The following is a 22782-nucleotide window of genomic DNA, read 5'->3' as shown; positions in this document are numbered from 1 at the left end:
GCGGCCCCACCGCGACACCCTCGAAGAACCCGCGGTACCCGAAGAAGAAGATCCGCCTCTCGCAGAGGTCTCCTTACCGGCCCGGACCCCGCGTCCGGACTGTGACGTGCGCCTGTGTTTCACGATTCGGCAGCGCTACGCGTGTAGACAGCCCTCCGGCGCGATAACTTCACCCCGCTCACCAGAGCCCCCCCAGCCCCTCCGCCCCCGCTCCTGTCCGGCCAAGGAGAGTGCGTCATCAACGCGTCCAGCAGCCCCCCCGCCGTGGAAGTGCACGGCATCACCAAGCGCTTCCCCGGCGTCGTCGCCAACCACGACATCGACATCACCATCGGCAAGGGCACCGTGCACGCCCTCGTCGGGGAGAACGGTGCCGGCAAGTCCACCCTGATGAAGATCCTCTACGGCATGCAGAAGCCGGACGAGGGCACCATCGCCATCAACGGTGAGCAGGTCTCGTTCTCCAACCCCGGTGAGGCCATCGAGCGCGGCATCGGCATGGTGCACCAGCACTTCATGCTCGCCGACAACTTCACCGTCCTGGAGAACGTGGTCCTCGGCGGCGAGAAGCTGCACGGCATCGGCTCCGGCGCCCGTAAGAAGATCAAGGAGATCTCCGACGCGTACGGGCTCGGCATCCGGCCCGACGTGCTCGTCGAGGACCTCGGGGTCGCCGACCGGCAGCGCGTGGAGATCCTCAAGGTCCTCTACCGGGGCGCCCGCATCCTCATCCTGGACGAGCCGACCGCGGTCCTCGTGCCGCAGGAGGTCGACGCCCTCTTCGCCAACCTGCGTGAGCTGAAGGCCGAGGGCCTGACCGTCATCTTCATCTCGCACAAGCTGGGCGAGGTCCTCTCGGTCGCCGACGACATCACGGTGATCCGCCGCGGTACGACGGTGGGCACCGCCGACCCGGCCACCACCACGACCAAGCAGCTCGCCGAGCTGATGGTCGGCAGCGAGCTGCCCTCGCCGGAGACCCGCGAGTCCACCGTCACCGACGTGCCCATGCTGCGCGTCCAGGACCTCTCGCTCACCGTCACCGACCCCGACGGCACCGTCCGCGACGTCCTCGCGGGCGTCGACTTCACCATCCACAAGGGTGAGGTCCTCGGCATCGCGGGCGTCGAGGGCAACGGGCAGACCGAGCTGATCGAGGCCCTGATGGGCCTGCGCGACCCGGACGGCGGGGTGATCACGCTCGACACCGCCGACATCTCGCACGCCCCCACCCGCAAGCGCCGCGAGTCGGGCATCGGCTACATCCCCGAGGACCGCCACCGCCACGGCGTCCTGCTGGAGGCCCCGCTCTGGGAGAACCGCATCCTCGGCCACGTCACCGAGAAGCCCAACAGCCGCGGCTGGCTGCTGGACAACAGGGCGGCCCGCACCGACACCGAGCGGATCGTGCGCGAGTACGACGTCCGCACCCCCGGCATCGAGGTCACCGCGGCCTCGCTCTCCGGCGGCAACCAGCAGAAGCTGATCGTCGGCCGCGAGATGAGCCACGCCCCCAAGCTCCTGATCGCCGCCCACCCCACCCGGGGCGTGGACGTCGGCGCCCAGGCGCAGATCTGGGACCAGATCCGCGAGGCCCGCCGCGAAGGACTAGCCGTCCTGCTGATCTCGGCCGACCTGGACGAGCTGATCGGGCTCTCCGACACCCTGCGCGTCATGTACCGCGGCCGGCTGGTCGCCGACGCCGACCCGGCCACCATCACCCCGGAGGAACTGGGCTCGGCCATGACCGGCGCCGCCACCGGTCACCTCGAAAGCCCGGAGGACGAGGCCCGATGAAGAAATTCGACAAGGACCGGCTGATCCTGGGCTTCGCCGGCCCGGTGCTCGCCCTGGTCGTGGCCCTCGCGCTGACGACCGTGGTGCTGCTCGCCTCCGGCCGCAACCCCTTCGAGCCGTACCGGATCATGTTCGACTCGGCGTCCTACGTGGACGTCCAGGTCCTGATCATCAACCAGGCGGGTACGTACTACCTCGCCGCCCTCGCGGTCGCCGTCGGCTTTCGCATGAACCTCTTCAACATCGGCGTCGACGGGCAGTACCGCCTCGCCGCCATGATGTCCGCTCTGGTCGGCGCCAGCGTCAGCCTGCCCGGCCCGCTGCACATCGCGCTCATCGTGATCGTCGCGATGCTCGTGGGCGCCTTCTGGTCCGGCATCGCGGGCTTCCTCAAGACCAGCCGCGGGGTGAGCGAGGTCGTCTCGACGATCATGCTCAACTCGATCGCCACCGCGCTGATCGCCTGGCTGATCCTGCCGAAGAACTTCGGCGAGCAGCCCCCGGGCTCCAACAACCTCACCACCGGTGAGATCGCGGAGTCCGGCTGGTTCCCGGGGCTGCCGATGGGCGACGGGGCCGGCGAGATCTACGGCTTCACCTTCGTCGCGGCCGGCTGCGGCCTGCTCTACTGGTTCATCCTCAACCGCACCCGCTTCGGCTTCGACCTGCGCGCCACCGGCGCCAGCTCCAGCGCGGCCCAGGCCTCCGGTGTGGACGCCAAGAAGATGATCCTCACCTCGATGCTGATCTCCGGCGCGGTCGCGGGTCTCGCGGGGCTGCCGACGCTGCTCGGTGACACCCACACCTACAGTCTCGACTTCCCCACCGGTATCGGCTTCACCGGTATCACCATCGCGCTGCTGGGCCGCAACAACCCGCTCGGCATCGCCTTCAGCGCCCTGCTCATCGCCTTCCTGGACAAGTCGTCGGCCTCGCTCGACCAGTACGGGTACGAGAAGGAGATCGCCACGATCATGCAGGGCCTGATCGTGATCTCGGTCGTCGTCTCCTACGAGCTGGTACGCCGCTACGGCGTCCGCCGCCAGCAGCAGAAGGTCGGCGAGGAACTCGCCGCCGGCCATGCCATCAAGACCGAGAAGGAGGCGGCCCTGTGAGCACCAGCAAAGCCATCGCCGCACGCCCCGCCCCGCTGAAGGGCGGCCGCCGCAAGCTCACCCTGCCCGTCGTCCTGCTCATCATCGCGGGCGGCCTCGCCCTCGTCTCGCTCGTCCGCCTCATCAGCGGCGCCGACGACATCACCTCGGTCGGCCAGGTCGCCGGTGCCCTGGAACTCGCCGTGCCGATCGGCCTCGCCGGGCTCGGCGGCCTCTGGGCCGAGCGCGCCGGCGTCGTCAACATCGGTCTCGAAGGCATGATGATCCTCGGCACCTGGTTCGGTGCCTGGGCCGGGTTCCAGTGGGGCCCGTGGATGGGTGTCCTCTTCGGCATCATCGGCGGCTGCCTCGGCGGTCTGCTCCACGCGATCATCACCGTCACCTTCGGCGTCAACCACATCGTCTCCGGTGTGGCGATCAACATCCTCGCCGTCGGTGTCACCCGCTACCTCTCCAACTTCGCCTTCGACGGCGTGCAGGGCGGCTCCTCCAAGCAGTCCCCGCGCATCGACCCGATCGACAAGATCACCATCCCGGGGCTCTCGGACTGGCTGCGGGACATCCAGCAGCACCACTGGTTCCTGGTCTCCGACGTCGCGGGCATCCTCGGCGGCCTGGTCACCGGCCTCTCCCTGCTGACCCTGCTCGCGCTCCTGCTGATCCCCGCCACCTGGTGGATCCTGTGGCGCACCCCGTTCGGGCTGCGGCTGCGCTCCTGCGGTGAGTCCCCGGTGGCCGCCGAGACGCTCGGCGTCAACGTGTACAAGTACAAGTACATCGCCGTCACCGTCTCCGGCGGGCTCGCGGGCCTCGGCGGCGCGTTCCTCGCGATCGTCGCCACCGGCATCTACCAGGAGGGCCAGACCGGCGGCCGCGGCTACATCGGCCTCGCCGCCATGATCTTCGGCAACTGGATGCCGGGCGGGATGGCGCTGGGCGCCGGACTCTTCGGCTTCACCGACAGCCTCAAGCTGCGCGGCGGCGCGGAGAACGTCCACGCGATGCTGCTCCTGCTGGCGATCCTGCTGGTCATCGCGGTGTTCTGGCAGCTCTACAAGAAGAAGTACGTCGCCGCGGTGATCTCGGCGGCCGTCTCGGCGCTGCTGTTCACCTGGTACCTGCTGACCGACCAGGTGCCCAGCCAGTTCGTCGACGCCGCTCCGTACGTCACCACGCTGCTGGTCCTCTCGCTCGCCGCGCAGCGGCTACGGATGCCGAAGGCGGACGGCGTGCCCTATCGGAAGGGCGAGGGCAAGTGACCTCGCCCGCCTCCGAACCCGCCGTGCTCTTCGACGAGTCCGACTGGGAGGCCCTGCGGGCGGCGGCCCGGGACGCGATGTCCCGGGCGTACGCCCCCTACTCGGGCTTCCCGGTCGGGGTCGCCGCCCGGGTGGACGACGGCCGCACGATCACCGGCTGCAACGTCGAGAACGCCTCCTACGGCCTCTCGCTCTGCGCCGAATGCGGTCTGGTCTCCACCCTCCAGGCGACCGGCGGCGGCCGGCTGACCCATTTCACCTGCGTGGACGGCACCGGGTCGATCCTGGTGCCGTGCGGCCGGTGCAGGCAGCTCCTGTACGAGTTCGGGGGCCCCGGACTCCTCCTGGAGACGCCCGACGGGCGCCGCACGCTGGACGAGATGCTGCCGCAGTCGTTCGGCCCGCAGCACCTCGGCTGACCCCGTATTCTCCGGCGGTGGCCCTTCCCCTCCTGGAAGGGCCACCGTCCTTTCCCCTCTCTATGCGCGTAGAGTCAACGAGGACTCTTGCGTACGCACCGGCCGGAAGGACTCCCATGGACGCCATCTCCGTCATCCGCACCAAGCGGGACCGAGGCGAGCTGACCCCCGAGCAGATCGACTGGGTCATCGACGCGTACACCCGCGGCGAGGTCGCCGACGAGCAGATGTCCGCCCTCGCCATGGCGATCCTGCTCAACGGCATGAACCGCACCGAGATCGCCCGCTGGACCGCCGCGATGATCGCCTCCGGCGAGCGGATGAACTTCCGAGCGCTCTCCCGCCCCACCACCGACAAGCACTCCACCGGCGGCGTCGGCGACAAGATCACCCTGCCGCTCGCCCCGCTGGTCGCCGCGTGCGGCGCCGCCGTGCCGCAGCTCAGCGGCCGGGGCCTCGGCCACACCGGCGGCACCCTGGACAAGCTGGAGTCCATCCCCGGCTGGCGGGCCCACATCTCCAACGAGGAGATGCTGAACGTCCTCGACACCACCGGCGCGGTCATCTGCGCCGCCGGTGACGGACTCGCCCCCGCCGACAAGAAGCTCTACGCGCTGCGCGATGTCACCGGCACCGTCGAGGCGATCCCGCTCATCGCCAGCTCGATCATGTCCAAGAAGATCGCGGAGGGCACCGGGGCGCTCGTCCTGGACGTCAAGGTCGGCTCCGGCGCCTTCATGAAGACCATCGAGGACGCCCGCGAGCTGGCCTCCACCATGGTCGCGCTCGGCACGGACAGCGGCGTCCGCACGGTCGCCCTGCTCACCGACATGTCGACCCCGCTCGGCCTCACCGCGGGCAACGCCCTGGAGGTGCGGGAGTCGGTCGAGGTCCTCGCCGGTGGCGGCCCCCAGGACGTCGTCGACCTGACCCTCGCCCTGGCCCGCGAGATGCTGGACGCCGCAGGCCTCAAGGACGCCGATCCCGAGAAGGCGCTCTCCGACGGCTCCGCGATGGACGTCTGGCGCCGCATGATCTCCGCCCAGGGCGGCGACCCGGACGCCCCCCTCCCCACCGCCCGCGAGCACCACATCATCACGGCCCCCGCCTCCGGCGTCCTCACCCGCCTGGACGCCTACGGCGTCGGCGTCGCCGCCTGGCGCCTGGGCGCGGGCCGCGCCCGCAAGGAGGACCCGGTGCAGGCGGGCGCGGGCGTCGAACTCCACGCCAAGCCCGGCGACACCGTCACCGAGGGCCAGCCCCTGATGACGCTGCACACGGACACCCCGGAGAAGTTCGACTACGCCCTCAAGGCCCTCCCGGACGCGTACGACATCGCCCCGGCGGGCACGTCGTTCGCCCCGCTGCCGGTGGTGCGGGAACGTATTGCCTGACCTGCGGTTTCCCCGTACGGGTGACGGGATCGGTGGACTGCCACCGGTCCCGTTCGGCATGCTGGACTCGGTGACGTACCGATAGAGGAGACCGCCATGAGCGCACTCACCGTCGACCCCGTGCCGGGCCACGGCCAGGACTGGGACGACATCGTCCGGATCTGGGAGGAGACGGACGCACCCGAGGGCTGCAAGGTGGAGATCATCGAGGAGATCGTCACCGTGTCGCCGCCACCGTCCAAGGACCACAACACCACCGCTGCCCTGCTCCAGCGCAGGCTCTACACCGTCATCCCGGAGGAGTGGGAGATCTACCAGACCCTCGGCCTCTCGCTGCCGGGGCGGGGTGGGATCTACATCCCCGACCTCGTGGTCGTGGACCGCGCCACCGCCTCCGGGCCGGGGAACACCGTCCCCGCCGAGGAAGCCCGCCTCGTCGTCGAGATCACCTCCCGCGCCAACGCCAACCACGACCGCGTCAGCAAGGTCAACGGATACGCCAAGGCCGGGGTGGAGCTGTTCCTGCTCCTCGACCCCTGGCACTCCGGCCGCCCGACCGCGACGCTCTACGGGGAGCCGGAGGGCGGCACGTACCGGGTGCTGGAAACGGTCGAGTACGGCGGGAAGATCAGCCTCCCCGAACCGTTCGGACTCGACCTGGACACGGGCGTCTTCCCGGTCAGCTGAGGCCGCTTCCGCCACTCCTGTCGATGACACACGCGAGCGGCCCGCCGCACGGAACCTTCTCCGTGCGGCGGGCCACCGTCGTGCGGGGGGAACTACCGCTCCTGGAAGGTCACTTGCCCAGGTAGGCGTTGTAGATCTTCACCGAGGACTTGTTGCCCTTCTTGTCGGTGATGTCGGCGGCGAAGGAGATGGCCTTGCCCTTCGCCGGGTTCTTCACCGAGATCTTGCCCTTCTTCACGGTGACCTTCTTCCAGGTCTTGCCGCCGTTGTAACTGACGTACGCCGTCAGCGACTTGAGGTTCTTCCCGGCGGCCGAGCCCTGGACCGTCACCGGCACCGAGATCGTCCTGCCCGCCTTCGCGTAGCCGTCGGATCCGATGGCGGGGGTGAAGCGGGCGGTGGAGGCCGGGAGCTTGGTGCTCGACTTCTTGGAGCGGAACGAGAAGCTGACGTCCACCCGGGTGGAGAGGCGGCCGATCTTGGTGCTGTGGGTCACCGACGAGGTGAGCTTGTAGGAGGCGTCGCCCGCCGGGACCTGGAAGGGTTCCCAGCCCTGGAGCGGGTCCGTGTTCTGGGCGAACTTCTTGCCGTTGCGGTGGAGCACCGTCGTGACGGACGTGAGCTGCATCCCGCCCTCGTTGCCCTTGCCGTCGGCCAGGACCGGCAGCACGGCGGCGATCTCGTTGCCGTCCCTGTAGATGCCGTCGTCGCGGGTCAGCCGGGGGCCGAAGACACCGGTGTTGACCGTGCGGGTGTAGGTCTTGCCGCCCTGGTAGGCGACGGTGTCACCGGCGATGTAGCCCGCGTCGTAGACCGGGAAGCCGTCGGCGTCCTTGCCGCCCACCTGCGAGAAGTCCAGCGTCCAGCGGGCCTTGTCGGTGGTGGAGAGGCGGATCGTGCGGACACCGGGCAGCGACTGCGTGGCGGGGGAGCCGAAGAGGCCGTAGCCGCCGGGCAGTTCGGCCATCGGGTAGACCATGCCGGTCTTCTTCTTGACCGCCCCGGCGCCCATGGTCAGCTTCACCGTGGCGAACTGGTTGGCCTTGTAGGTACGGCTGTAGCCCGTGCCCAGCTGCTGGACCCGGCCGCCGGAGACGGTGTTGTAGTCGCCCGCCGCCCCGGTGTTCCAGCTGCCGGCCCAGCGCTGGGTGAGCGAGCCGTCGGTGATCTTCGGGCCGAGGTGGGCGGTGCGGAGGCTGTCCCCGGCACCGACCATCCAGCTGTAGGTGGCCTCGGCGTGCTTCGTCGAGATCGAGAACTCGCTCTGCAGGCTGCGGACCTTGGCGCCCTTCACCGGCAGGGTGATGTTGATCGGCTTGGCCTTGCGGGCGTCCAGCGTGATCGTCGTGTTCTTCGTGACGGCCAGCTTCGGCTGGGCGAGCCAGTCGATGTGGTTGGGCTTCTTCCGGTCCGTGACGATGTCGGAGTCCAGGACGTACGTGCCCTTGGGCACCCGGACCTTGGCCACCCCGTTCTTGAACGGCGCGGTGAACGAGGCGCCGTCCGCCGTACCGCCCAGGTCGCCCAGCGAGAAGTCCGCGCCGGCCGGGGCCTTGCCCGTACGGCCGATGGCCTTCAGCGTGACGTCGTACGACTCGCGCTCCCGGTCGACCGCGGCCGCCGTGCGGACACTCTGGCCGCCGCCGGTGCCCACGACGTACGCGGAGTACGCGCCGGTCTCCGCACCGCCGAGCCGGGTGTCGGCGGTCAGCGCCACCTGGGCGGTGCCGCCCGCGGGGACGGTGACCTGCTGCGCGCCCAGGGTGAAGAACCCGGCCGGGGCGGGCTTGCCCTTGGGGCCGGTGCCGGTGACCTTCAGATCGAGGGTGACGTCGGCGGTGCCCAGGTTGCGGTAGGTGATGTTCCTGGTGACCGGGACGTCGTCGGTGTGCGGCCACTGCTGCACGCCGAAGCTCACCGAGACCTGGTCGCTCACGACGGTCTGGGCGAGCGCCCGGTCCACCGCGATCCGGCCCACGCCCTGCTGGAACGGGGTGTACGCACCCGGCTTGGCCGAGGCCGCCAGCACGCTCTTGAGCTGCGTGTTCTTCCAGTCGGGGTGCTGCTGCTTGAGCAGGGCCGCGGCGCCCGCGACATGCGGGGTGGCCATCGACGTACCGGAGATGGTGGTGTAGCCCGCGGGCTTCTCACCGACCTCCAGCGCGATCTCCGAGCCGGGGGCGGAGGCCGCCGTGATGTCCACGCCCGGGGCGGTGACATCGGGCTTGACCGCGCCGTCGCCCACCCGCGGGCCACGGCTGGAGAAGCCCGCCAGCTTGTCCTTGACGTCGACCGCGCCGACGGTCAGCGCGGCGTCCGCGCTGCCGGGCGAGCCGATCGTGCCCGCCCCGTCGCCCTCGTTGCCCGCCGCGATGGCGAAGAGGACGCCGCTCTTGGCCGAGAGCCGGTTGACCGCCGCCTCCAGCGCGTCCACCTCGGGGGTGTCCATGCCGCCGAGGCTCAGGTTCACGATGTCGGCGCCCTGGGCGACCGCCCACTCCATGCCGGCCAGGATGCCCGAGTCGTCGCCGAACCCGTCGTCGCCGAGCACCTTGCCCGCCAGCAGCTTGGCGTCCGGGGCGACGCCCTTGAACTTCCCGCCCGACCTGGCGCCGGAACCGGCGGCGATCGACGCGACGTGCGTGCCGTGGCCGACCCGGTCCTTGAGGTCCCGCGAGGAGGAGAAGTTCTTCGCCGCGGCGATCTTGCCCTTGAGGTCGGCGTGGTTCCCGTCCACCCCGGTGTCCAGGACCGCGATCTTCACGCCCTTGCCGGTGTAGCCCGCCTGCCAGGCGGCCGGCGTGCCGATCTGGGCGACGCTGCGGTCGAGGGCGACCTTGCGCTTGCCGTCCAGCCAGACCCGGTCGATGCCCGCCGCGGTGGTCCGCTGCGGGCTGCCGGCCTGCTCGCTGGTGAGCGCCTCCCACAGGCTGGGGGCGTCCTCCTTCGGCGTGGCCACCGACTGCGCGTTCAGCGACGGCAGGCTCCGGCCGATCCGGGTGGCGCCCGCGTCCCGGACGTCCGCCTTCGCCCGGGCGCTCTGCGCACCCTGGTAGCTGACGATGAGCCGCAGGTCCTTCTTCTGCGCCCGGCGGTTCTCCGGCCGGTTCAGCTCCGTGATGTCGAACAGCCGCCGGTCGAGCTTGCCCGAGGCGATGAGCCGCTGGGCGTCGGCGGGTATGACGAGCGTGCGCCCGTCCCGTATCTGCTTGCGCACCGGGATACCGGCGCGGCCCTGCGCGGGCGCGAAGCCCACGACCCGGCCCTCGGCGTCCACCGACACCCGGTCACCGGTGATCAGCGTCAGCTGGTGCACGGCCTTGCCCGGGAGGCCGGAGGCGGCCGGGCCCGCGGCTGCGGGCCGGACCGGCTGGGCGGCGGCGGGCGTGGTCATGCCCGCGGCGAGCGCGACGGCGACGGCCGCGGCGACGGCCGGGACCCCCGCCCTGTTCACATGTCTGCGCAACTCTCCCCCTGGAGAATGAGGCGGTTCCTCTGAACCGTTCACTCAGACCAGAGGGGAAAAGTGGTGAAGAGGTTCGCAAGGGATGTGCACAACTTGTGAGTTGAGGCTCATCGGCCGAAATCCCACCCCGGGCGGCGATGAGTTTCGGTCACGGAAGCGGTCCTCCCGTTGTGGCAGCCATGAAACCGATCGTTCTCGTCGTCGCCGGACACGTCACCCGTGACGCCGTACCGGCCCTCTGCGCGGAGCTGGAGACCCTGCTGAGCGGCCCCGGGGCTCCTGTGCCGGACGGGGTCCCTCCCGCACCACCGGGCCCCGTGGAGTGCGATGTGGGCGGCGTGGTCCGGCCCGGCCTGGCCCTGGTGGAGGCGGTGGCCCGGCTGGCCCTGGTCGCCCGCCGGTCCGGGCGGCAGCTCGTGCTGCGCCGGGTGGGACCCGAACTCCAGGGGTTGCTGGACCTGGTGGGGCTGGCGGATGTGGTGGGGCTGGGGGAGCCGGGGGGCCAGGGAGCGCGGAGAGAGCCGGGAGAATTCGGGGAGCCTGAGGGTGCGGCGGAGGTACGGGCCCCGGGGGCGTAGGCGCACGGGGGGGCGTCGGGCGCGGGGCCCGACGTCCTGACCCCGCCCGGGACCTGGCCCCCCGCCCTACGTCACTCCCCGCCCGTCGCCCCCGCCGGCAGCCGCTCCGGAAGGCCGAAGAGCGGGAACCACCGCTCCACGTCCAGGAAGCAGTGCATGCCCGCGATCGCCCCGTCCCGGACGTCGATGACCTGCACGGCCCACGGCACGAAACCGGACCCCTCCGGATCGGGCTTGTAGTGGGCGAAGCCCGGGGAGCCGTTGGCCGACACCGGCACCAGGCGGGAGCCCGCGCAGGCCGCGCCGATGGTCGTCATGAAGCCCGTGATGTCGGAGGTGCCCTGGAGCCACAGGTCGAACGGCGGCATCGTCATCACCGCGTCCTCGTGCAGCAGCGCGGTCAGGGCGGCCATGTCGTACCCCTCGAACGCCTTCACATAGCGCTCCAGGAGCTTCTGCTGCTCCTCGTCGAGCGGGTCGGCCGCGTCCGGCACCCGGCCCTCCTGCTCGGTCAGGGTGGCCCGGGCCCGCTGGAGGGCGCTGTTGACCGAGGCGACGGAGGTCTCCAGCAGCTCGGCGACCTCGGCGGCCTTCCAGGCGAGCACCTCGCGCAGGATCAGCACGGCCCGCTGCTTGGGCGGCAGATGCTGGAGGGCGGCGACGAACGCGAGGCGCACCGACTCCCGCGCCACGGCGGCCTCCGCCGGGTCCTGGACGGAGGGCAGGGTGCGGCCGTCCGGCATCGGCTCCAGCCAGACGTTCTCCGGGCGGGGGGTGAGCGCCGCCTGGGCGAGCGGGGTCGGGCCGCTCAGATCGACCGGGCGGGCCCGCTTGTTGCCCGCCTTCAGCATGTCCAGGCAGACGTTGGTGGCGATGCGGTAGAGCCAGGAGCGCAGGGAGGAGCGGCCCTCGAACTTGTCGAAGTTGCGCCAGGCCCGCACCAGGGTGTCCTGCACCGCGTCCTCGGCCTCGAACGCCGAACCGAGCATCCGGTAGCAGTACCCGGTCAGCTCGGTGCGGTGGCCTTCGAGGCGGGCGTCGATGTCGGCGGCACCGGGGGCTCCGGCGGCTCCGGAGGTTCTGGCGTCCCCGGAGGCTCCGGTGCCTCCGGGTCCCGCACCCGCGGCCGTCGTCGTGGTCAGATCGCTCATGGCTCCACCCCTGTCGCGCAGCCGCGCCGCGGCCTTGGTCACCCGGTACCTCGGAAGCTACCGCAGGGCACTGACAACAGGGGTGGAAAGAGGCCGACGGGCCCGCGCCGATCAGGTCCCGGGCTTGCGCCCGTAGACGTACACGTCGTCGCCGTTCTTCAGCAGGTTCCAGTATGCCTTCGCGTCGGCGGGACGCATGTTGACGCAGCCACCGGAGCCCGGCGGGTTGTACATGGACTTGGTGACCGAGTGGAACGCCTGGCCGCCGTCGAAGAACTGCGCGTGCGGCATCCGCACCTTGTAGATCGTCGACCAGTGGTTGATGTTGCGCCAGTAGATCTTCTTGGCGCCGGTACGCGTCTCGGCGCCGTCCCGGCCGGTGCGCACCGGCACCGGGCCGTACTTCAGCTTCTTGCCGTCCTGGATCCAGCTCAGCTGCCGGGTCAGGTCGACACAGGCGATGCGGCCCTTGTTGGTGGGACACTTCCCGGCCTTGTTGGGGTTCTTCCCGGCCGCCTTCTGGGCGTTCATCGTGTTCATCGTGCGCCAGGTCAGCGGCCCGGCGTACCCGATGGTCGGGGTGATGCCGTGGGCCTTCTGGAACTTCTGGATCGCCTTGCAGTCGGCGGCCGACTGCTTGCCGTCGACGGGCCGCTTCAGGAACTTCTCGACCTGCTTCTGGTGCGGCCCCGTGGAGGTGGTGCAGGAGGCGGCCTGGGCCGCGGTCCCGGTGCCCAGGACCAGGGCGGGTGCCGCCACCAGCCCGGCCACGGAGAGCGCCGCCCCACGTCGCAGCCGCCGTCCTCCGGGTATTTTCGCCGTGACTCCCATGCGCCAACTCCCCTTCGCCCACAGTGGTTTTGTGGTTACGCCTGGGAGACGCGCGAAGGGGAGCGGGGGTTGCACGGGTCAGGTCTCGGTTGCGTCGCGGTCCGGCATAGCCGGAATTACGGCCTCCGGAACGGGTCTCCGGACGGCCTCCGGAACAAGCCTCCGGACGGCCTTCAAGCGACGGGTCGGATGGTCATCGGGTCGCCGGTACCAGCGCCCGCCGCTCGGCCCGCGCCACCCGGGTCCCGTACAGCGTGATCGAGACGACGCCGAGGACCGCGAGCAGCCCGAGGGCCACCGTCGCCGCCCAGCCGCCCGTGTGGAAGGCGACCGCGCCCAGCGTGCCGCCCGCGCTGGAGCCCAGGTAGTACGCCGACTGGTAGAGCGCCGACGCCTGCGCCCGGCCCGCCGTCGCCGTCCGGCTCACCGAGGACGAGGCGACCGCGTGCCCGGCGAAGAACCCGGCCGTGATCAGCACCAGCCCCGCCAGCACGGCGAGCAGCGCGTCCGACAGCGAGAGCAGCAGCCCGGCCGCCGTGGTCGAGACCGCGAGATAGAGCGCGCCCCGGCGGCCGAGGCGGGCCACCAGCCGTCCGGCCGCGGCCGAGGAGACCGTGCCGACCAGGTAGACCAGGAAGATCGACCCGACGACGCCCTGCGGCAGCGAGAACGGCTCGTCGACCAGCCGGTAGCCGATCACCGTGTAGACCGCGCCGAACACGGTCATGAACAGTGCGCCGATCGCGTACAGCCGCACCAGCAGCGGGTTGGAGAGGTGGGTGGCGACAGTCCTGGCCAGCGCCTTCGGGTTGAGCGTGCCGGGCGTGAAGTTACGGGCCCGGGGGATCAGGAAGTGGAAGGCGACGGCGCACGCCAGCGCGAGCAGACCGACCGCCGCGAGCGCCGCGCGCCACCCCCAGGCCTGGGCGACCCAGCCGGTGAGGACGCGGCCGCTCATGCCGCCGATGCTGTTGCCCGCCACGAACAGTCCGATCGCGGCGATCAGCGCCTTGGGCCGTACCTCTTCGGCGAGATACGCCATCGCGGAGGCCGGCAGTCCGGCGAGCGCCGCGCCCTGGACGGCCCGCAGCGCGATCAGCCAGCCGATGGAGGGCGCGAACGGCACCAGCATCCCGACCACGACCGCGACCGTCAGCGAGACCGTCATCATCTCCCGCCGCCCGAACCGCTCCGAGAGCGCGCTCAGCGGCAGCACGCAGAGCGCCAGCGCTCCGGTCGCCGCGGAGACCGTCCAGCTCGTCTGGCCGGCGCTCACGCCGTACGCGGTGGAGATCGCGGGCAGCAGGGCCTGGGTGGAGTAGAGGAGGGCGAAGGCCGCGACCCCGGCGGCGAAGAGCGCGAAGCTCATCTTCCGGTAGCCGGGCCGGCCGGGCTCGAGGCGCCCGGCGGTGCTCGCGGGAGCGGCGGCGGTGCGGGAGGTGATGACGGGGGACGACGGGGCAGAGGCATCCACGACGACGGTGGATGCCCCGGTATCGGCGGGAGGCATACGACGAACGTAGAGCGCCACGTTTCATGCGTCCAATGCACGAAACCGCCATAATCAATCCTATGGTGCATCAACGCAGCTCACAGCCCCGGCTGTCACCGAGCAGTTACGAAGAAGACATCCGGGCCGTCCTCGCGCCCCGCCTCGCGTACTTCGAGGCGGTCGCCCGCCACGAGCATGTGACCCGCGCCGCACAGGAGCTGGGGGTCCCGCAGTCCACGCTCTCCCGTGCCATGGTCCGGCTCGAAGCCGACCTGGGCGTCGCCCTGTTCGCCCGCAAGGGCCGTACGGTCTCGCTCACCCCGGCCGGCCGCACCTTCCTCACCTCCGCCGAACGCGCCCTGGCCGAGGTGGAGAAGGCCGCCGACTCGGTCCGGGCGGACGCCGACCCCACGGCGGGGCGGGTCTCGTTCGGCTTCCTGCACACCATGGGCTCGGAGACCGTACCGGCCCTGATCCGCGCCTTCCGCGCCGACCACCCGAGGGTCCGCTTCCAGCTCGTCCAGAACTACGGCGAGGCGATGATCGAACGGCTCCGCGCGGGCGGCCTCGACCTCTGCCTCACCTCGCCCGTGCCCGACGCCCCCGACCTGGTCACCCGCCGCCTCGACGAACAGCGCCTGCGCCTGGTGGTCCCCGACGACCACCGCCTCGCCACCCGCCGCCGCATCCGCCTCGCGGAGGCCGCCGACGAGACCTTCGTGACCCTCGAACCCGGTTACGGGCTCCGCCGCATCACCGACGACCTCTGCACGGAGGCGGGATTCACCCCGCGCGTCGCCTTCGAGGGCGAGGAGGCCGAGACCCTGCGCGGCCTGGTCGCCGCCGGTCTCGGCGTGGCCCTGCTGCCGCCCCCGGCGGTCGCCCGCCCGGGGGTCGTCGAGCTGACGGTGACGGCCCCGCGCGCGGTCCGCGAGATCGGGGTCGCCTGGCTGGACGGCCACCCGGACACCCCACCGGTCGCGGCCTTCAAACGGTTCCTGCTCTCGCGGCGGGGGAACCTGCTGCCGGACTGAGGGGGGCCGGACAGTTGGGAACGAACGGGCGGGCGCCCACAGGAACGAAGGGGTGGGCGCCCACGGGAACAGGCGAGCGACAATGGGCCGGTGCATCCTGCTTCCTCTCCGCCGCCCGGGGACCCGGGCCTGAAGGGCGTCGTCTTCGCGGCCGTCATCGGCTCGGTGATGGTGCTCGCCGCCGCCGTTCTGTTCGCGCTGCTGCCCGGGGCGCTCTCCGAGGCCCGCGACTTCCGGGCCGCACGGCCGTGCGCGGAGATCGGTGGCTCGGCGGTGGAGAACGGCGACTGCCTCTCCGAGTGGCCCGCCACCGTCGTCTCCACCGAGACCGGCCGGTCGAACAAGGCCGTCACCAACTGGGTCACGCTCGACGGCGAGGCCGAGGAACCGCCGTTCCGGATACGGATGCGGGGCCATGGGCCGGTCTGGGAGAAGCTGAGGCCCGGGGACCGGGTCACGGTCTCCTCCTGGCGCTCCACGGTGTGGGCGGTGGGCCTGGGGGAGCTGCGCCAGGACACGATCGACGAGCCGGGCCGCCATGCGACCGTCCGACTGGCCGTGGGGCTCGCCCTGTTGATCGTCGGGGCCGTCTTCCTGCGGGGCGCGGGGTGGCTGCACCACCGCCGCGCCACCCGCGCCCCGGCCGTCCGGGCCGCGCAGGTCTTCGTACCGATGGTGGCGACCTTCGTTGCGGCGGCCGTCGCCGTGGTCGCCGCCACCGCCACGGACACCCTCTGGCTCGTCCTGCTGATCTCCGCCGCCGGGTGCGCGGTGGCGTGGACGGGGGCGGCGCTGCTGCTGCGGGGGATGGGCGGGGAACGTACGGCTTGATGTCTTACGGGCTCCGCCCCCGTACGGCGTTCAGTGCCGCAGCGACCGTCCGAACCCCGCCGCCAGCGGCATCCGCAGCCCCAGCGGCGGCGGGGCGGCCAGCGCGTCCTTGACCGGGCGGGCGTAGGAGCGGGCGAAGAGCGAGCCCCGTACGAAGTCGGCCGCCAGCGCCACCACTTCGGACCGGTGCTGGCGCAGCGCGTGGCCGTCCGAGTGGACCTCGAAGCGGCAGGTGTCCCGGTTGGACTTCTTCGCCCGCTCGGCCAGCCGGTACGACAACTCCGGGTCGGTGCGCTCGTCGTTGGTGCCGTGCACGATCAGCACCCGCCGCCCCACGAGCTGTTTCACCGGCTCCGGCTCGGCGGCGGTGTGGTCCGGCAGCCAGGGCGCCATCGCCAGCACCGAGGTGACCGCCCCGTGCCCGGCGGCCCGCAGCGCCGCCCGCCCGCCCATCCCGTGGCCGACCAGGCAGACGGGCACGTCCCCGTACCGCCGCTGCACCTCGTCCGCCGCCCAGGCCGCGTCCTGCGCCGGATGCGCGTCGGCGTCGTTCCAGCCCCGGCAGCGGTAGCGCAGGACGTGCACCGCCAGCCCGTCGCCCTCCCCGGCGCGCGCCAGCGCACGGGCGAACGGCAGCTGTACCGCGTAGGAAAGGGGTGAGGGACGGCGCCGTGAGTCGGGCTCGCCGTCCGGGAGCAGCAGGACCACGCCGCTGACCTCGTATGGTGCTCCGGCCGTCGAGACGGCCCGTCCCAGCCTGGCGGCAGGCAGGGGGAGTGCGCGCTGTGCCATGACAGAACAGTCTCAGAAGAGCAGGTGTACTCCACCCGACTTTCCGGTCACTGTTACGCATCGACGGAAGCCGTCGGCGGGCGCTCTACGCGCGTAGGCGCTACAGTGCCCAGATGACGAGCCAGACCCTGAATGTCCCCGATTCCGACCAGATCCGGCGCGCCCCCAAGGTGCTGCTCCACGACCACCTCGACGGCGGCCTCCGCCCGGGGACGATCATCGAGCTGGCCCGCGCGCAGGGTTACGACTCCCTCCCCGAGACCGAGGCCGACAAGCTCGGCATCTGGTTCCGCGAGGCCGCCGACTCCGGTTCGCTGCCCCGGTATCTGGAGACCTTCGCCCACACCTGCGCCGTCATGCAGACCCGTGACGCGCTCTTCCGGGTGGCCGCCGAGTGCGCCGAGGACCTCGCCGAGGACGGCGTCGTCTACGCCGAGATCCGGTACGCCCCCGAGCAGCACCTGGAGGGCGGGCTGACCCTCGAAGAGGTCGTCGAGGCGGTCAACGCGGGCTTCCGCGAGGGCGAGCGCATCGCCCGCGCCAACGGCCACCGCATCCGCGTCGGCGCCCTGCTCACCGCGATGCGGCACGCCGCCCGCGCGCTGGAGATCGCCGAACTCGCCAACAGCTACCGGGACCAGGGCGTCGTCGGCTTCGACATTGCGGGCGCCGAGGCCGGCTTCCCTCCCACCCGCCACCTCGACGCGTTCGAGTACCTCAAGCGGGAGAACAACCACTTCACCATCCACGCGGGCGAGGCCTTCGGCCTGCCGTCGATCTGGCAGGCCCTCCAGTGGTGCGGCGCCGACCGGCTCGGCCACGGGGTGCGGATCATCGACGACATCGAGGTCGCGGAGGACGGCTCGGTCTCCCTCGGCCGCCTCGCCTCCTACGTACGGGACAAGCGCATCCCGCTGGAGATGTGCCCGACGTCCAACCTCCAGACCGGCGCCGCCACCTCGTACGCCGAGCACCCCATCGGGCTGCTGCGGAAGCTGCACTTCCGCGTCACCGTGAACACGGACAACCGCCTCATGAGCGGGACGAGCATGAGCCGGGAATTCGAGCTGCTGACCGAGGCATTCGGATACACGCTCGACGACATGCAGTGGTTCACCGTCAATGCGATGAAATCAGCTTTCATTCCTTTCGACGAACGTCTCGCGATGATCAATGAGGTCGTCAAGCCCGGTTATGCCGAGCTGAAGTCCGAGTGGCTTTTCCGTCAGACCGCTGTGACCAGCGGTTCTGCCGCTGCCACGAGCTGACGTCCGAGGGTGTGGAAGATGGCCGGGGAAAAATTCCCCGGCCATTTTTCGCGTGTCGGGATGTTTGCGGTCGGGGCGCCGGGATGGCTACCGTGCAGAGCCGCTCACATCCCCTTCCCCAAGGATGAATTCTTCATGAAGAAGACCGCTGCCAAGACTCTGGGTGTCGCCGCTCTCGGTGCCGCTTTCGCCGCTGCCGCCGCCGGCAGCGCCTCCGCCGCCCCCTCCCTGCCGCTCGACACCGCGGCCGGCGCGCTCCCCGTCTCCTCCATGGCGCTGGACACCGTCTCCCAGGCGGCCCAGAACGCCCCGGTCCAGGAGACCGTCGGCAAGGTCCTCGGCGGTGACGCCACCGAGTCCGTCGCCCCGGCCCTCGGCCTGCTCGGCGGACTGCCCACGCAGGGCCTGACCGCCAACGGCATCCCGCTCGGCGGCTGACCGCGGCCGCAGCACACAGCAGTGGGGCGCACACCCTGACCAGGGTGTGCGCCCCACCGTGCTGTACGCGGTCCCGCGACCGGCTCCGTGCGCGGCCCTTCGACCGGCCGGTCGCGTCACCAGGCCGACGCGGACGAGGCGGACTTCTCCGAGGGCAGCAGCGCCCAGAGCGCCAGATAGATCAGGAACTGCGGGCCGGGCAGCAGGCAGGAGACGACGAAGATGACGCGCATGGTGCCGGCCGAGGTGCCGAAGCGCCGTGCCAGCCCCGCGCACACCCCGCCGATCATGCGTCCTTCGGTGGGGCGGACCAGTGCGGCCATGGTGGGCTCCTTCGCGAGACGTGAACCGTAGCGGCGGGAGCGGCTCTGTTCTGCTCCCGGTGTATCCATGGTGCGCCCGGGAAGGGGGACAAAGCATCGCTCTACGGGGCGATGCCGACCCTGGAAATCGTCGGGGTCGAACCCCCAGGGGCCTCATCCCGCAGACGGGTCTCCTGCCGGTACCGGGGGAGGTCCCGTACGCCCGGCACCCCCCGGCGGCGCAGCCGCGCCCGGCAGACCGGCACGACCAGCAGATGCGCCACCACCACCCCCGTGGTGTTCAGCAGCACCGAGTCGATGTCGACCACCTGACCCGGCACCCCGGTCTGGCCCAGCTCGATGGCGAGCGAGATCAGCGCCCCGGCCGCCACCGTCCGCAGCAGAGACACCCACGGCGAGACGAAGACCCGGCCCCCGGCCATCGGCAGCAGCACCCCGAGCGGGGCCAGCAGGAGCAGCGCCCCGCCGATCCGGCGCAGGGCCTCGGCGGGCCCCAGTGCGAGGTCGTTCCTGATCGAGGCGAGCGGCTCGAAGTTCGCGGCGGCGGTCCAGGGCACATCCAGCGGGCGCAGCGTCAGCCACCCGACGAACAGCAGATGCGCGAGGAGGAGAGTGACACCCGCCGCGCGGAAGTGGATGACGGCCTGACCGTCGGAACCTTGACCCGAACCTTGACGCACGCCCACCAAGACGCCCCGGCCGGCCGGATCGGTTCCGCGACTTCGGCCCCGACGCTCTCCCGGTGGTCTCCCGACGGTCTCCCGGTGACTCACCGGCGGCTTCCGCCCGGCTTCCGCCCGGCCCGGCTGACGCCCGGCTGACGCCCGGCTTCAGTCCCGCTTCAGCACGTCCGGGGTGGTCACGTCCTGCGGCCGGGACTTCGTCTGCGAGGTGCAGAGATAGCCGCGCGGCGGATACGTTCCCGGGCCGCCCAGCACCACCGAGCCGTCCGTCACGAGCGCCTCGTTCTCCGCGTACGTGCACACCAACTGCGCCAGCGCCTCCGCCGACAGGTCCTCGGGCTGGCTGCTCAGCCGCAGGGCGCCCGCCGGGTCATCGGTCCGGGGGTTCTCGACCCGCAGCCCGGCCGGGACCGCCGTGGAGAACCCGGCCCGCCGCTCGGTCTCGGGCGGCGCCTGCTGCACCTGGTCCAGCAGGGCGCGGGCGGCCACCAGCGGGTCGGCGCCGCCGGCCGCGCCGCTGGGCACCGGCCGGTCCACGGTCACCAGCTGCGAGGCGCACACCAGGTACACGGGCGCGGCCACACTCTCCGGCGACCGGGTCGTGACGTCCGCCGACGGTAGCTTGCACGGCACCCGGGAGGGCGCGGCCCCGGCGTCCACGGGCACGGACGTGGTCCGGATCCCGCACCCCGAGGCCAGGGCGACGGCCGCCAGCACGGCGGCGAACCCGGCACCGGCACGACGTACGCCACGCGCCCCACGCGTCCAGGGCCCGCGCGCCGCCGTCGAGCCACGCCCGCGCGCCGCCGACGGGTCAGGCCCGCGCGCCCCCGACGGGCGCCCGGGCGGCCGGGACGCATCCGCCGCCGTCGGCCGAACCGCACCCGTCATGACACCCCACCGTCCTCGCCCTTGCCTCCGGAACCCCGGGCGCCCCCGGAACCCCCGGCGCCTCCCGGACCTCCACCGTGCTCGCCCCGCCCGCCCGGCTCCTTGTCCGCCCCGTTCCCCGTACCGCCTCCGTCCCCGCCCGCGCCTGCGCCGCCCGTCAGCTTCGAGGCGTCGCGCGGGAGGCGCAGGACGAAGACCGCCCCGCCCTCCGGAGAGTTGGCGGCCGTGATGTCACCGCCGTGGATGTGCGCGTTCTCCACGGCGATGGAGAGGCCGAGCCCGCTGCCCTCCGAACGCGGTCGGGAGGCGCTGGCCTTGTAGAAGCGGTCGAAGACGTGCGGCAGCACCTCCTCGGGGATGCCCGGACCGTGGTCCCGTACCTCGATGACCAGTTCCTCGCCCTCGGTCCGCACCTTCACGTTCACCGGCGAACCGCCGTGCTTGAGGGCGTTGCCGATCAGATTGGCCAGGATCACGTCCAGGCGGCGCGGGTCGAGCCGGACCATCATGCCGCGCTCCGCGTCCAGGTCCACCGCGTCCAGCCACGCCCGGGCGTCGATGCACGCGGTGACCTGGTCGGCCACGTCCACGTCGTCCAGGACCAGCCGCGCGGTGCCCGCGTCGAAGCGGGTCACCTCCATCAGGTTCTCCACCAGGTCGTTCAGCCGCCGGGTCTCGCTGACCACGAGGTGCACGGCGGGCGCGATCATCGGGTCGAGGCTGTCCGCCTCGTCCTCCAGCACCTCGGCCACCGCCGTGATCGCGGTCAGCGGGGTGCGCAGCTCGTGGGACATGTCCGCGACGAACCGCCGGCTGGACTCCTCCCGCGCGCTCATGTCCGCGACCTTCTTCTCCAGCGAGCTGGCGGTCCGGTTGAACGTACGGGAGAGATCCGCGAGTTCGTCCGTACCGGAGACCGTGAGCCGGGTGTCGAGCTTGCCCTCGCCCAGCTTGCGGGCCGCGTCACCGAGCCGCTGCACCGGCCGCAGCACGGTCGTCGCGGCGGCCTGGGCCAGCAGCGCCGAGCCGATCAGGGCCAGGGCGGTGGCGATCCCCAGCGACCAGGCCAGTGAGTTGAGGTCCTGCCGCTCCTGGTCGAGGGACTTGAGCATGTACCCGGTCGGGCCGCCGCCGATGATCCGCGTACCGGCGACCAGGTACGGGGTGCCGGAGATGCTCGTACGCTGCCAGAACAGGTGGTACTCGTGCTCGTTGTTCGCGGTCAGCGGCTGCTTGCGGGACACCTGCTTCCGCAGCGGGTCCGGCACATCGGTCAGGGTGAAGGCGTCCAGGTCGGAGTAGCCGACGATCGGCTTGCCCTGTTCGCGCTCGTCCTCCAGCAGCACGTTGTAGCCGGGCCCGCCGGACGCCATCTGCCCGGCGGCCCGCTGGAGGTCGTCCTTGGTGGGCCGCACCGGCAGCGTGGCCGCCGTGTCCTGCATCTGCCGCCGGAAGTCGTCGAGCGCGGTGTCCTGCGTACGGGTCAGCACGGCCTCGCGGTTGAGCCAGTACGCGATCCCCGAGGCGGAGACCGCCGCCGTCAGCGCCACCAGGGCGAAGACCACGACGAGCCGCAGCCGCAGGCTGGTCCAGCGGAGCCCCGCCCGGATGGACCGCTTGGTTCTCTCCGTCACTGAGGCGAGTCCAGCCGGTAGCCCACGCCCCGTACCGTACGGATCAGGGTCGGCGAGGACGGCACGTCCTCCACCTTCGCGCGCAGCCGCTGCACACAGGCGTCCACCAGCCTGGAGTCGCCCAGGTAGTCGTGCTCCCACACCAGCCGCAGCAGTTGCTGCCGGGAGAGGGCCTGGCCGGGCCGGCGGCTCAGCTCCAGCAGGAGCCGCAGCTCGGTCGGCGTGAGCTGCAGATCCTCCCCGCCCTTGGTCACGGTCATGGCGGACCGGTCGATGACCACGTTGCCGAAGGTCGCGGAGTCGGTCGACTCCCGCTCACCACGGCGCAGCACCGCCCGGATCCGGGCGTCCAGCACCCGGCCCTGGACGGGTTTGACCACATAGTCGTCCGCGCCGGACTCCAGTCCCACCACGACGTCGATGTCGTCGCTGCGCGCGGTCAGCAGGATGATCGGCAGCTGGTCGGTGCGGCGGATCCGCCGGCACACCTCGAAACCGTCGATCCCGGGCAGCATCACATCCAGCACGACCAGGTCGGGGCGCTGCTCGCGCAGCAGCTCCAGGCCGTCCTCTCCCGTCGCCGCGGTGGCCACACGGTGGCCCTGGCGTGACAGCGAGAGTTCGAGGGCCGTGCGGATGGCGTCGTCGTCCTCGATCAGCAACAGGAAAGGCACGAGCGTCATTCTGGCCCATGGGGGC

General features: G+C 71.6%; 21 protein-coding genes. 11 read left to right on the top strand and 10 right to left on the bottom strand.

Going from position 1 to position 22782, the window contains the following annotated elements; genetic code table 11:
- The first annotated feature begins 213 nt into the window (after positions 1-213).
- The 6 genes from DJ476_RS11755 (at position 214) to DJ476_RS11730 (ending at position 6671) form a co-directional block, all read left to right on the top strand.
- Complete coding sequence (locus DJ476_RS11755) at positions 214-1797, top strand: ABC transporter ATP-binding protein (protein ID WP_103416634.1); 1584 nt, start codon at positions 214-216, stop codon at positions 1795-1797.
- A complete protein-coding gene (locus DJ476_RS11750; protein ID WP_112490468.1) occupies positions 1794-2912 on the top strand; it encodes an ABC transporter permease in 1119 nt (372 codons plus the stop codon). Before DJ476_RS11755 ends, DJ476_RS11750 begins: the two co-directional genes overlap by 4 nt.
- Positions 2909-4171, top strand: a complete 1263-nt coding sequence (locus DJ476_RS11745) for an ABC transporter permease (protein ID WP_019765550.1) — start codon at positions 2909-2911, stop codon at positions 4169-4171. The genes DJ476_RS11750 and DJ476_RS11745 overlap by 4 nt, the downstream gene beginning before the upstream one ends.
- Positions 4168-4590 carry a cytidine deaminase gene (locus DJ476_RS11740; protein WP_103416632.1) on the top strand — a complete coding sequence of 141 codons (423 nt, stop codon included), beginning with the start codon at positions 4168-4170 and terminating at the stop codon, positions 4588-4590. The genes DJ476_RS11745 and DJ476_RS11740 overlap by 4 nt, the downstream gene beginning before the upstream one ends.
- Before the next feature lie 116 nt (positions 4591-4706).
- Positions 4707-5984, top strand: a complete 1278-nt coding sequence (locus tag DJ476_RS11735; protein WP_112490467.1) for a thymidine phosphorylase — start codon at positions 4707-4709, stop codon at positions 5982-5984.
- Positions 5985-6080: 96 nt separating this feature from the next.
- Positions 6081-6671: a Uma2 family endonuclease gene (locus DJ476_RS11730; RefSeq protein ID WP_112490466.1), complete on the top strand. Its 591-nt coding sequence runs from the start codon at positions 6081-6083 to the stop codon at positions 6669-6671.
- 109 nt (positions 6672-6780) lie between these two features.
- On the opposite strand, the gene DJ476_RS11725 is transcribed toward DJ476_RS11730, so the two are convergent.
- Positions 6781-10125 carry a S8 family peptidase gene (locus tag DJ476_RS11725; protein ID WP_112490465.1) on the bottom strand — a complete coding sequence of 1115 codons (3345 nt, stop codon included), beginning with the start codon at positions 10123-10125 and terminating at the stop codon, positions 6781-6783.
- 191 nt (positions 10126-10316) lie between these two features.
- Here DJ476_RS11725 and DJ476_RS11720 point away from each other — a divergent pair, with 191 nt between their 5' ends.
- On the top strand, positions 10317-10715 hold the full coding sequence (locus DJ476_RS11720; protein WP_112490464.1) for an STAS domain-containing protein: 399 nt from the start codon (positions 10317-10319) through the stop codon (positions 10713-10715).
- A gap of 71 nt (positions 10716-10786) precedes the next feature.
- Here the strand turns inward: DJ476_RS11720 and DJ476_RS11715 are convergent, their stop codons facing one another.
- From DJ476_RS11715 to DJ476_RS11705, 3 genes are all read right to left on the bottom strand, one after another.
- Positions 10787-11866, bottom strand: a complete 1080-nt coding sequence (locus DJ476_RS11715) for a sigma-70 family RNA polymerase sigma factor (RefSeq protein ID WP_112492490.1) — start codon at positions 11864-11866, stop codon at positions 10787-10789.
- 111 nt (positions 11867-11977) lie between these two features.
- Positions 11978-12697, bottom strand: coding sequence for a L,D-transpeptidase family protein (locus tag DJ476_RS11710; RefSeq protein WP_070205281.1), 720 nt, complete (start codon positions 12695-12697; stop codon positions 11978-11980).
- Between the two features lie 193 nt (positions 12698-12890).
- Positions 12891-14207, bottom strand: a complete 1317-nt coding sequence (locus tag DJ476_RS11705; RefSeq protein WP_112490463.1) for an MFS transporter — start codon at positions 14205-14207, stop codon at positions 12891-12893.
- Positions 14208-14269: 62 nt separating this feature from the next.
- On the opposite strand from DJ476_RS11705, the gene DJ476_RS11700 reads away from it, so the two are divergent.
- Positions 14270-15223: a LysR family transcriptional regulator gene (locus DJ476_RS11700; protein WP_112490462.1), complete on the top strand. Its 954-nt coding sequence runs from the start codon at positions 14270-14272 to the stop codon at positions 15221-15223.
- A 90-nt stretch (positions 15224-15313) separates the two neighbouring features.
- A complete protein-coding gene (locus tag DJ476_RS11695) occupies positions 15314-16054 on the top strand; it encodes a hypothetical protein (protein WP_112490461.1) in 741 nt (246 codons plus the stop codon).
- A 30-nt stretch (positions 16055-16084) separates the two neighbouring features.
- Here the strand turns inward: DJ476_RS11695 and DJ476_RS11690 are convergent, their stop codons facing one another.
- The gene (locus DJ476_RS11690) at positions 16085-16846 is read right to left on the bottom strand and encodes an alpha/beta hydrolase (protein WP_103416623.1); all 762 of its coding nucleotides are present in this window, start codon (positions 16844-16846) and stop codon (positions 16085-16087) included.
- 113 nt (positions 16847-16959) lie between these two features.
- On the opposite strand from DJ476_RS11690, the gene DJ476_RS11685 reads away from it, so the two are divergent.
- Together DJ476_RS11685 and DJ476_RS11680 are read left to right on the top strand one after the other, a co-directional pair.
- Positions 16960-18114, top strand: coding sequence for an adenosine deaminase (locus DJ476_RS11685; protein ID WP_103416622.1), 1155 nt, complete (start codon positions 16960-16962; stop codon positions 18112-18114).
- Between the two features lie 135 nt (positions 18115-18249).
- Positions 18250-18552: a hypothetical protein gene (locus DJ476_RS11680; protein ID WP_103416621.1), complete on the top strand. Its 303-nt coding sequence runs from the start codon at positions 18250-18252 to the stop codon at positions 18550-18552.
- 116 nt (positions 18553-18668) lie between these two features.
- On the opposite strand, the gene DJ476_RS11675 is transcribed toward DJ476_RS11680, so the two are convergent.
- From DJ476_RS11675 to afsQ1, 5 genes are all read right to left on the bottom strand, one after another.
- Positions 18669-18875: a PspC domain-containing protein gene (locus tag DJ476_RS11675; protein ID WP_018490974.1), complete on the bottom strand. Its 207-nt coding sequence runs from the start codon at positions 18873-18875 to the stop codon at positions 18669-18671.
- A gap of 101 nt (positions 18876-18976) precedes the next feature.
- Positions 18977-19561, bottom strand: a complete 585-nt coding sequence (locus DJ476_RS11670; RefSeq protein WP_070205274.1) for a VanZ family protein — start codon at positions 19559-19561, stop codon at positions 18977-18979.
- 144 nt (positions 19562-19705) lie between these two features.
- Positions 19706-20275, bottom strand: coding sequence for a hypothetical protein (locus DJ476_RS11665; RefSeq protein WP_103416620.1), 570 nt, complete (start codon positions 20273-20275; stop codon positions 19706-19708).
- Positions 20276-20445: 170 nt separating this feature from the next.
- Complete coding sequence (locus DJ476_RS11660) at positions 20446-22083, bottom strand: sensor histidine kinase (RefSeq protein WP_103416619.1); 1638 nt, start codon at positions 22081-22083, stop codon at positions 20446-20448.
- Positions 22080-22757: a two-component system response regulator AfsQ1 gene (gene afsQ1 / locus DJ476_RS11655; RefSeq protein WP_078533099.1), complete on the bottom strand. Its 678-nt coding sequence runs from the start codon at positions 22755-22757 to the stop codon at positions 22080-22082. The genes DJ476_RS11660 and afsQ1 overlap by 4 nt, the downstream gene beginning before the upstream one ends.
- Between the last annotated feature and the right edge of the window lie 25 nt (positions 22758-22782).

It is taken from the genome of Streptomyces bacillaris, assembly GCF_003268675.1.
Lineage (GTDB): Bacteria > Actinomycetota > Actinomycetes > Streptomycetales > Streptomycetaceae > Streptomyces > Streptomyces bacillaris.
The sequence above is the reverse complement of the archived record's forward strand: the minus strand, read 5'-3'. Positions and strand labels throughout refer to the sequence as shown.

Coding starts and splice junctions, on each gene's coding strand:
- DJ476_RS11750 (WP_112490468.1), top strand. CDS start 1,794: ATGAAGAAATTCGACAAGGACCGGCTGATCCTGGGCTTCGCCGGCCCG.
- DJ476_RS11735 (WP_112490467.1), top strand. CDS start 4,707: ATGGACGCCATCTCCGTCATCCGCACCAAGCGGGACCGAGGCGAGCTG.
- DJ476_RS11730 (WP_112490466.1), top strand. CDS start 6,081: ATGAGCGCACTCACCGTCGACCCCGTGCCGGGCCACGGCCAGGACTGG.
- DJ476_RS11720 (WP_112490464.1), top strand. CDS start 10,317: ATGAAACCGATCGTTCTCGTCGTCGCCGGACACGTCACCCGTGACGCC.
- DJ476_RS11715 (WP_112492490.1), bottom strand. CDS start 11,866: ATGAGCGATCTGACCACGACGACGGCCGCGGGTGCGGGACCCGGAGGC.
- DJ476_RS11710 (WP_070205281.1), bottom strand. CDS start 12,697: ATGGGAGTCACGGCGAAAATACCCGGAGGACGGCGGCTGCGACGTGGG.
- DJ476_RS11705 (WP_112490463.1), bottom strand. CDS start 14,207: ATGCCTCCCGCCGATACCGGGGCATCCACCGTCGTCGTGGATGCCTCT.
- DJ476_RS11700 (WP_112490462.1), top strand. CDS start 14,270: ATGGTGCATCAACGCAGCTCACAGCCCCGGCTGTCACCGAGCAGTTAC.
- DJ476_RS11690 (WP_103416623.1), bottom strand. CDS start 16,846: ATGGCACAGCGCGCACTCCCCCTGCCTGCCGCCAGGCTGGGACGGGCC.
- DJ476_RS11685 (WP_103416622.1), top strand. CDS start 16,960: ATGACGAGCCAGACCCTGAATGTCCCCGATTCCGACCAGATCCGGCGC.
- DJ476_RS11680 (WP_103416621.1), top strand. CDS start 18,250: ATGAAGAAGACCGCTGCCAAGACTCTGGGTGTCGCCGCTCTCGGTGCC.
- DJ476_RS11675 (WP_018490974.1), bottom strand. CDS start 18,875: ATGGCCGCACTGGTCCGCCCCACCGAAGGACGCATGATCGGCGGGGTG.